The organism is uncultured Treponema sp. (assembly GCF_945873775.1).
Classification (GTDB): Bacteria; Spirochaetota; Spirochaetia; order Treponematales; family Treponemataceae; genus Treponema_D.
The window spans coordinates 1-9,876 of the sequence record NZ_CAMCEC010000037.1; the positions used below are offsets into that span (position 1 = coordinate 1).

Annotated in this window: 6 protein-coding genes; all 6 read left to right on the forward strand. The window is 35.7% G+C overall.

The window, feature by feature from the left end; all coding sequences use genetic code 11:
• A partial coding sequence (locus Q0N70_RS11895; RefSeq protein WP_294017036.1) for an RHS repeat-associated core domain-containing protein occupies positions 1–3,680 on the forward strand: 3,680 nt, incomplete at its 5' end.
• A gap of 2 nt (positions 3,681–3,682) precedes the next feature.
• Positions 3,683–4,216, forward strand: a complete 534-nt coding sequence (locus tag Q0N70_RS11900; protein WP_294017038.1) for a hypothetical protein — start codon at positions 3,683–3,685, stop codon at positions 4,214–4,216.
• Positions 4,213–5,820 carry an RHS repeat-associated core domain-containing protein gene (locus Q0N70_RS11905; RefSeq protein WP_294017040.1) on the forward strand — a complete coding sequence of 536 codons (1,608 nt, stop codon included), beginning with the start codon at positions 4,213–4,215 and terminating at the stop codon, positions 5,818–5,820. Before Q0N70_RS11900 ends, Q0N70_RS11905 begins: the two co-directional genes overlap by 4 nt.
• A gap of 2 nt (positions 5,821–5,822) precedes the next feature.
• A complete protein-coding gene (locus Q0N70_RS11910; protein ID WP_294017042.1) occupies positions 5,823–6,956 on the forward strand; it encodes an SUMF1/EgtB/PvdO family nonheme iron enzyme in 1,134 nt (377 codons plus the stop codon).
• A gap of 8 nt (positions 6,957–6,964) precedes the next feature.
• Positions 6,965–9,427, forward strand: coding sequence for an SIR2 family protein (locus Q0N70_RS11915; RefSeq protein WP_294017043.1), 2,463 nt, complete (start codon positions 6,965–6,967; stop codon positions 9,425–9,427).
• Between the two features lie 100 nt (positions 9,428–9,527).
• Positions 9,528–9,827, forward strand: a complete 300-nt coding sequence (locus Q0N70_RS11920; protein WP_294017045.1) for a toxin TcdB middle/N-terminal domain-containing protein — start codon at positions 9,528–9,530, stop codon at positions 9,825–9,827.
• The last annotated feature ends 49 nt before the right edge of the window (positions 9,828–9,876 follow it).

Below are 9,876 nucleotides of genomic sequence, written 5' to 3' on the forward strand. Positions count from 1 at the left end.
AGGAATACTACGCGAAGGGAAGCCTAAAAAAGAGTTGCGCTTATGCCAAAGACGGAGCTGTCCTTAGCATGAATGAAACGACTCTCAGGGAATCTCCTTATGCACAACCCAAATGCGAGTATTCTTGGACTTACGAAAAGTCCAGCGGAGAAAGCGATTTTATCCACACAGCGACAGAATATAAATACGATGGCTTTGGTAACTGTATTGAAATAAAACAGAACTTTGGTGATGGGGAAATTCTTCTTGGCAAGGTCATTTATGACAACACTAACACGACGGACTACATTGTGGGGCTGCCTGTTGACATACGAGTTTATGATTCAAATGGAAATCTGTTGCGTCATAGGTCGGGAGATTATGACGGCAGGGGGCGGCTCACGGAGCTGAGGCGGTATTTTGATTCCTACAATTATTCTGTAGACAAATTCAGCCACGACAGCTACGGAAACATCAAGTCCGCGACCGACAGCCGCGGCGCAACATTGTCCTATACTTACGACAAAGACGAAAATATGTTCGTCAATGAAGTCTCGCAAAGCGGAATGGGCACGGACAGTTATGAAAGCAAGATAGATTATGATGTTCCAACGCAGACAAAAAAATCTGAGGCCGACTGCAACGGAAACAAACTAAGCTATGAATATGATGGCTGGCAGAGAATAAAAGAAATCTGGACAAGTTACGACACGGGCACAACTCCTGCGGTAAGTTATGAATACAATACACCGAACAATGATTCTTTTGGACATCACGAATTGTGGTATGCCGTAACAAACAATAAAGTCACATTTGATGCGGACGATTCAAGCGTAATTCAGACCGTATTACAGATTGACGGCCTAGGAAGAGCGGTCAGAACGGCAAAAACAGGATGCGTGAACGGCGTTGAGGGCTGGAATGCAAGTGGAGCCGTGGAATACGACAGCAAAGGCAGAACCATAAAAGAAGGTATGACAGAATTCATACAAGGGGATATTCAGACGCTTCTTGAATCCGTGCCAAGAATGACAAGTCTTTTTACCGCTTATGAATACGACGAGAAGGACAGGCAAATTAAGACCACCCTGCCCGATGGCTCTGTTCAGTCAGCCGCCTTTTATATAGAAGAAAACAGGTTAATAGCGGAAACAACCGACCCGCTCGGAAATGTGTCTGCGCAGGAAACCGACAGCAGAGGAAACATTGTCCGCGTGGCGAAAAAGGACGTACAAGGGAAACTGCTCACGCAGGCAACATACCGCTACAGCGCGATGAACGAGATGCTCAAAGCCTTTGACGCAAAGGGAAACGCGGTCATAGCCGAGTACGACCTTCTTGGTCGCAGAACCGCCCTTGAAAGCAAGGACTCTGGCAGGCAGGAATTCTTCTACGACGAATGCTCAAACCTCGTGCGCGAGAGCAGCAGCGTCCTGCGCGAAAACAACAAACAGATTGTATATGAATATGACGGCCTGAACCGGCTTGTGAAAATCGACTACCCCGACACGGAAGATACTGTTTATACCTACGGAGGCGCGGATGACACGCATGGCGCGGCAAACAGGATTCTGTCTGTAACAGACGCAAGCGGCTCACTTGAGTACGAGTATGGAAAGCTTGGCGAAGTTATAAAAGAAACCAGAACACTGGCAACACACCTGAACGGCAGCAGTCCTACAGAGACCGCCGTAATGGAATACAGAAGCGACTACCTCGGCAGAATGCAGTGGATAGCCTACCCTGACGGCGAGAAAATCACATACGGCTACGACAGAGGCGGACAAGTCGTGTCTGTCACTGGCACAAATTATGGACACGAATTCAATTATGTAACCAACATTCTTTACGATGAATACGGACAGAGAACAAGAATAGACTACGGCAACGGTACATTCACAGAATACAACTATGACCAAGCCCGCAGGTGGCTTGATACCATAAAGACCCAAAACAAATGGGGCCAGAGTTACCAGAACATCTCATATAGTTTTGATGCAGTTGGAAATGTTTTGGGCTATGAAAATAACTGTTTAGATAATGTGACTGGAAATTACAAAACACGCCAGACATATAGCTACGATGACCTTTATCAGCTGATAAAGGTTGACGGCGAGACTACATATAACCCGTACAAGTCTAGTTCGCCAGAATTTGTGTCTAATTACAGCCAGCTCTTTGAGTTTAACACAGACGGCTTGGGCAACATGACGAGCAAGGTGTCAACGGAAAGCGTAACACCTCATAAAACTATCGGCGATAATTTGAACTACAACTTCAATTATGTCTATGACGAGAACTTTGCGCACCGTCTGATTAATGCCGGAGAACGTTATTATAAATATGACGCAAACGGCAATATCATCTGCGAACAGGACGGCAGTTTTGAAAGCAACAGTGATGATACCGCTTATCACAAAATTAGCCGTGAAGCAGAAGGTGTTTATTCTACTGATTATGGCTGGGGCTTGTTTAGTGAAGAAAATGGCTCAGGCGGCGGTGTAAAAGGCTCTATATATTGTCGCACCTACAAATGGAACGAGCGTAATCAGCTTATTTCAAGCGTTGATTCAAACTATAACACGGCCTATGTTTACGGTCAGGACGGACAGCGTTCCAACAAATACACACAGAATTCCGAGACCCTCTACTTCAACAAGATGTGGACTTTGCATACAGACAGCGGAAACAATGTTTACGGCGGTCAGACTGCAAAGAATATCTATCTTGGTGAAACAAGGATTGTTACGAAGCTTAACAGCGGTGAAAATCCGACCTACCAGGAGGAATACTACAAACAGTATTTCTACCACTCTGACCACCTTGGTTCTGCGTCGCTCATTTCTGATTATAAAGGTGATGAATACCAACGCATTGAATATACTCCTTACGGCGAAACTTGGGTTGAGAAGACTCAAAACACAGGCCTGGAGTTTTTGCCGTATAAATTTACGGCAAAGGAACTAGACGAGGAGACAGGACTTTATTATTATGGAGCTAGATATTTGGATCCTAAATATTCTATGTGGATAAGTACAGACCCTGCATTGGGAGAATACATCCCAATGGCTCCGACATCAGAAGAAGCACGGAATTACAACCAAAACCTCCCAGGTCTTGGCGGAGTTTTCAACAGCGTTAACTTAAATCTCTACCATTATGCGGCGAACAATCCGGTGAAGTATACTGACCCAGATGGAAATTCGGTAAAAAATAATTCCAATGAATATATACTTATACGAACAGAAGATGCAGGATATGTAATATTACCTCCAAATAGTACGTATAATGGTAAAAATGTTGAAAATTTTGATTATGAATCGAAAAGTGTATCCATAATTGATATGGGGAAAGTTGATGGTGCAATAAAGAGTTCAGGAGATATTCTGAAAGTTACGGATACACAAGATTATGGACCTTTACTTCCTGATGTTGACATAAAAATTGATAAAAACGGCAATATGGAAATTTCTGGGACTATTTCTAAGTGTGTCAATAACTTGGGCGATTCCAATAAGAAAAAGAAAGGTAGAACTGATACTTCTGGATTGTATAAAGTCGGGGACGGTAGTAAACCAGGTAGTTGGATTGAAAGAAATCCTTCTCAAGAAAAAATGAAGGATTTGGCAAAAGGAAAACAATATTTTATTAAAAAGTCGGATGTTTATCAGATATTGGAAGATTCTGGGGAAGGAAAGTAATTATGTCGTTAAAAAAAAGTGTTTTTTTTATTTTTATTGCGGTATTCTTACAGTCTATGATATTTTCTGTTGAAAAAGAAAAATATATGAATAACTCATATTATAAACCACTTGTGGAAAAGATAGAAACATCACTGTTGAGTTTGGACAATGTAAGTAAAGTAAATGTATACAAAACCTCAAATCCATTTCCTTTTGTGCCCGATTTGTTTTATATTGAAGTTTTGACCTTAAATGGACACACCTATATACTGGAAGCTATTCCTGTTGATTTAACTTTCTATAAAAGGTCAAGTAGAATAAGGAGAATTGATGGAATAGAATATGTAACAATAAATAAAATCTTATGGACAAAATCTTCTGACAGAGGAATTGTTTTGTCAAAAATATGGGGGATAAAAAATATTCAAGTAAAGACCCTCAAAGATTTTTTTGAGAATGAAGAAATTCTATATGAATACTTTACACAACCATTAGATGACATACAACACGAAAAGAAGCCATCTATAATATTTCATAAAATAAAACAAAAATGAAATGTATTTATTGGAATTTCTTTATAAGTAGCGGGGGAATTTCTAAAGCATTAATTATTTACAAACCGATTTTAATGGGCTTTCCCCCCCCCCTTGCATTCCCCTACAACTTCAATTATGTCTATGATGAAAATTTCGCGCACCGCCTGATTAATGCCGGCGACCGTTACTACAAGTACGACTCAAACGGAAATATCATCTGTGAGCAGGACGGCAGTTTTGAGAGCAACGGCGATGATGTTTCTTATCATAAAATAACCCAGGAAAACAATGATGTTTACTCGACAGATTATGGCTGGGGACTGTTCAAGGAAGATGACAAAGGCGGAAGCGGAAAAGCAGGCAGAGCAAAATACAAGAGAACCTACAAATGGAACGAGCGCAATCAGCTTGTAAGTTCTGTTGACGATAATTACAGCACAGCCTACGTCTACGGACAGGACGGACAGCGGAGCAACAAGTATACGCAGAATTCCGAGACGCTGTACTTTAACAAGATGTGGACGCTCCACACCGACAGCGGAAACAATGTTTATGGCGGGCAATCGGCTAAAAACATCTATCTTGGGGACACACGAATTGTAACAAAGCTCAACAGCGGCGGTGAGCCGACATACAACGAGGAGTATTACAAGCAGTACTACTACCACTCAGACCATTTAGGCTCTGCAAGTCTTATCTCTGACTACAAAGGCGACGAGTATCAGAGAATTGAATACACTCCGTATGGCGAAACTTGGGTAGAAAAAACGAGCAACACAGGGCTTGAGTATTTGCCGTACAGGTTCACAGGCAAGGAAATTGACGAGGAGACAGGCTTATATTATTATGGAGCTAGGTATCTTGACCCTAGGTACTCAAGGTGGTTGAGCACTGACCCTGCGTTGGGTGAGTATATTCCTTTAGCTCCAATGAATGACGAGGCAAAGAAAAACAACCAGAATCTGCCGGGTATGGGAGGAATATTTAACACAGTGAATTTGCAGCTGTACCATTACGCAGGGAACAACCCAGTGAAGTACACTGACCCGGATGGAAACTTCATTGTAAACACAAAAAGAGATTACACAAGGGAATTCATGCAGGACTACAATCTCACATGGCCGGATTCAAATGAAACCATATCTTCTACTGGCTGCAGCCTAATAGCATCAAACAGGGCTGTAAATGCTGCTATAGCAGATTTCGGATGCTGTTTCGACACGCCAAAGCCATCATCAGTCACCAGTATGCTTGACAATAATTCTGTAACATCATCTGAAGGAATGATTTTTGGAGGATTAAAAGATTACCTAGCCAGCTTTGGTGTTAATGCAGAGATAATAGATAGTAAAAATTCTTTTAAAGATGTGGAGGATATAGATAAGCTTTTAAAATATGCACAAGAATCATCTGATGCTTACTTAGTAATAGGTCAAATAACAGAAGGCGATTCAATTCATTTTGTAAATATAAATTATTATAATGCTGATTCTTCAAAAGTTACAGCGTATGATACGTCAAAAAATGCAAATGGACAAGAAAAACGGAATCTAAAAAATAGCAGCATAGAAAATTTTAATAGATTAATTTTAATAAAAATAAATAACAAACTGGAGGAATAAAAATGTTTAATAAATATATAAAGACAATATTAGTATTAATTATTATGATTCATTTTAAAGCGAGTTCTGATGAAAAAAAAGTATTTTTGGAAATACCAGAAGTAGAAGCTTTAATAGGGAATAACATTTTTAAATCCAAAAATAATGGATTTACAGGAGTATCAGGAGAAAAAGCTCCTGAATATTTTAGGAAAGAACATAAAGTCAAATTAAGTACATACAAAATAGAAAAGTATCTTGTAACAAATGAACAATTCTTAATATTCAAAAATGAAACTGGATACAAGACTAAACATGAACTAGAGAAGAAATCAACTATAATATATAATGGAATTACACCAGCAACAAAAATTACATTTTTAGACGCTGTAGCTTATTGCCAATGGTATTCAGATAAATATGGAGAAATATGTCGATTACCAACAAGTGCCGAGTGGGAATATGCAGCACTCTGTAATGAAAAAAAATTGTTTCCATGGGGAAATAATAATAAAATAATAGAAGCAACAGGCACAGAGCAGATTACAAACAGAAGCAATTATTCAGTTTATGAAATTGAGGAAGATTCTTCAAGTTTAGGCTTGCATAATCTAATGGGCGGGACTGAATATACACTAGACTGTGATGATGAGACTTTTTATGAGAAAAGCCCAAAAATTAATGCACTTTGTACAATTTCTGACAATGGAAGCGCATCATCAGTTACTAGAGGAGTGTTAAAGTATAATGATGTACAAGACTATCGCGGATTTGGCTTGTATAGTTTAATACCTAAGAATATAAACTCATGGAGAGGAGATTTCTATTTTAGAACAGTCATTGATGAAGGTACTATCTTCAATAAAAACACAGAAGATGAATGTGTATACTTTCTAAATATAGGGAATACAATTAATAAAACTATAAACGTACTAGAACATCCTCAAGTCAATGCAAAGTATAAAGTCTATCAATGTGAATCACATACATATATACTATTAAAAACAACAAATGATAAATACTATAGGGTTTTTTTTCAGATTTCTGATAAAAATATATTAGGTAATATAGAAAAGTTTTGGATAGCAGGCTGGGTTAATTCAAATGATATAAAATTATCAAATAAAAAATTTTATGAAATAAATTCTTGTGAATAGGGCAAACAATGAATATATTAAAATTTGAAGACGCAAAAGAAGACTTAATAAACTATTTTAGAGCAAAATCGCTACTTCCTGTTATAGGCTCAGGATTTTCTATGAATGAATCTGCATTAAATGGAACGGTTCCTTCTGGAGCTTCATTCAAAGAACATATGCTTAAAGAGTTAAAATATTGTAAGCAAATCCCAGAAAATGATTTTCCAGAAATAGAAAGTTTATCATTTTCTGAAATTTGCACATATTATGAGGACGATGAGCTAATTTCTAAAGAAAGTAGATTAAAATTCTATAAAAACAACTTTTCCAATGTAAAATTAAGCAACATAAAAAAGCAATTTCTTGAAATAGAATGGCCATATATTTATACATTAAATATTGATGATGCTATCGAAAAAAATAGCGAATACAAAAATATAATAATTTCAAACAGAAAAGTGTATGATGACGCTTTTGAAAACAAATGTGTTATAAAACTTCATGGAGATGTAAATGATTTAATAACTTATTCAGATAGCAAATGTCTTATTTTTACAGAATCCCAATATGCATTAAGCATAAAAAATAATTATTCACTATTAACAAAAATGGAAAATGATTTTAAAAATCAGAATATTATTTTCATTGGTTGTAGTTTAACTGATGAAATTGACTTATTAACTATTTCAATGCTCCCATTTTCAAATGACTCATTGCATCCTGTCAGAAGATTTTTTATATGCCAAAAGGAGCCAAGTTATACTAAAAGACAAAAATTAAAAAACCACAACATTACTGATATTTTACTTGTAAATGAATTTAATATCATTTACAAAGAATTATATGATATTTGGATAGAATCAAATAAAATTAATACTGATGAATTACAATTATTCTCTAATATTCCTATAAATAAATTAAAACAAAATGACAATAATAAAGAATACTTTTATTATGGAAAACGTTTGCATGATAAGAAAAAAAATATTATAAACTATCCATATAATTTTATAGAGAGAGAATTATTAACAGAAATAAAATCCAAATTAGATTGCACAAATTTAATGCTTCTTGAAGGAGGTGTCTTATCTGGCAAATCATATTTATTAGCGGCAATTTATAAAAATGAAAAAAATAAAAAGACTTATTATTTTGACTCTAGTACAAAAATTAGAAACTCATCATTTAAAAAATTAATTGAAAAAAAAGATTGTATTTTATTATTTGATATCGGAGCACTTAATAGAGAACAATTTGATGAAATTCTTAATAAAATCGAAACACTTCACCAAAATAACCTAAAAATTATTATGAATGTAAGCCTAAACAGAAGTGATATGCTTGGCTTAGTTAAATTAAAACTAGTAAACCATGAAATAAATGAAAAATATATTTCAAAAATAAGAATTCCAAATTCTTTTAATCGAGAAGAATTAAAAAATTTAAATAATTTACTCCCCAAAATTAATGTACCTGTATTTTTTGAGAAATACTCAATAATTGATAACATAATTGATATTCATAAAAAAATGCACAGGGGAAAATTCTCTGATAAAGAATTAAAAATAGAATCATTTAAAGAATTAGCTACTTTAATAATATTAATAACTCAAGAAAAAATATATTTATACGATCAAGTAAAATTTGGAATTGAAAGAGAATGTTATCTATTGAATTCAAAATATCCAGAAATTATCGAAGAAATAGAAACTGTTTTAATTGAAAAAGATGCGAACAATTTATCAAATTATAAGTATATATTGAATGCAAAACTATGGCTACAAAATGAGCTTACTCAATTTGCAAACAATGTAGAAAACCATGAAATGGTAAGAGAAGCATATTTATATTTAGTAGAAAAAATAATGCAATTAAAAGGTGGCTTAAGTATGAATAGCCGAGAAAGTTATAGAGAATATATTCTTTTTGATTCAATAAATACAATTTTTGTGAATAAACATAAAGAAAATTTATCCTTAATTATTTCTATTTATGATAAACTAAATCAAAAATTATCTAATGATTATCAATTTCTCCATCAATATGCAAAAGGGTTAATCATGTTATATTTAAACACTTCTTCTAATACAAAGCAAAATATAGAATACATAATAAAGGCAAAAGATAAAATTATTATTGCAGAATCATTAATCAATAAAGTAATTGAAAACAAACAATTAAACAATGAAGACATTTATAGAAATACTATAACTTTAGCACATATGCAATTTACAGAAGCTTTAATTTTATGTGAACTTGCAAAAAATAACAAATATAACAATCATCAAATAATGAAAAATATTATTGAAATTCTTCATAGCATTCTAATCACATCAGTAATTAGCGACTCTTTTATGCAGGGATTTGAAAGAAGTTCTATAATAAACGAATTTTTATTACAAGCAAATAAAATATTTTCAGATGACAAGGCATTAAAAATAAAAATTTCTAATATACTTACATATATGATAAAATATAAAAAAGTTTAAAATAAATATTTAAGTCAAACAAATATATGAAATTGCAATAATATTCGGCTTCAATGCGGAGAACTTTTCCAACTCCCTGGACTGGAATACAAGTGTTACTGTGGGGCTGAGCGGAAGCGTCGGGGCGAACCTGAACATCGGAATAGACATCCTCATTCCCCTGCCCCCTTTCTACATCGGCACAATAAACATAACGGCCGCGGGCGGAGCGGGAGCCAATGCGTCCTCCACTATAAGCGGCGCCTCTGTGAGGATGACGGACCTGGACGGCGACGGGCTTCCAGACCATGTCCTTCGGATTCCCGGCTTCGGAACATACTGGAAGCGCAACATAAGCGGACGCTGCGGGCTGCTTGAAAGAATCGGCCTGCCCCAGGGCGGAAGTGTACAGATTGGATAGTGTACAATAAAGTTCGCAATTTGGGGTAGAAAAAAGCCATTGAAAATTC

Excerpts from the sequence above, each read along its gene's own strand:
- Q0N70_RS11900 (WP_294017038.1), top strand. The coding sequence starts at position 3,683 with ATGTCGTTAAAAAAAAGTGTTTTTTTTATTTTTATTGCGGTATTCTTA.
- Q0N70_RS11905 (WP_294017040.1), top strand. The coding sequence starts at position 4,213 with ATGAAATGTATTTATTGGAATTTCTTTATAAGTAGCGGGGGAATTTCT.
- Q0N70_RS11910 (WP_294017042.1), top strand. The coding sequence starts at position 5,823 with ATGTTTAATAAATATATAAAGACAATATTAGTATTAATTATTATGATT.
- Q0N70_RS11915 (WP_294017043.1), top strand. The coding sequence starts at position 6,965 with ATGAATATATTAAAATTTGAAGACGCAAAAGAAGACTTAATAAACTAT.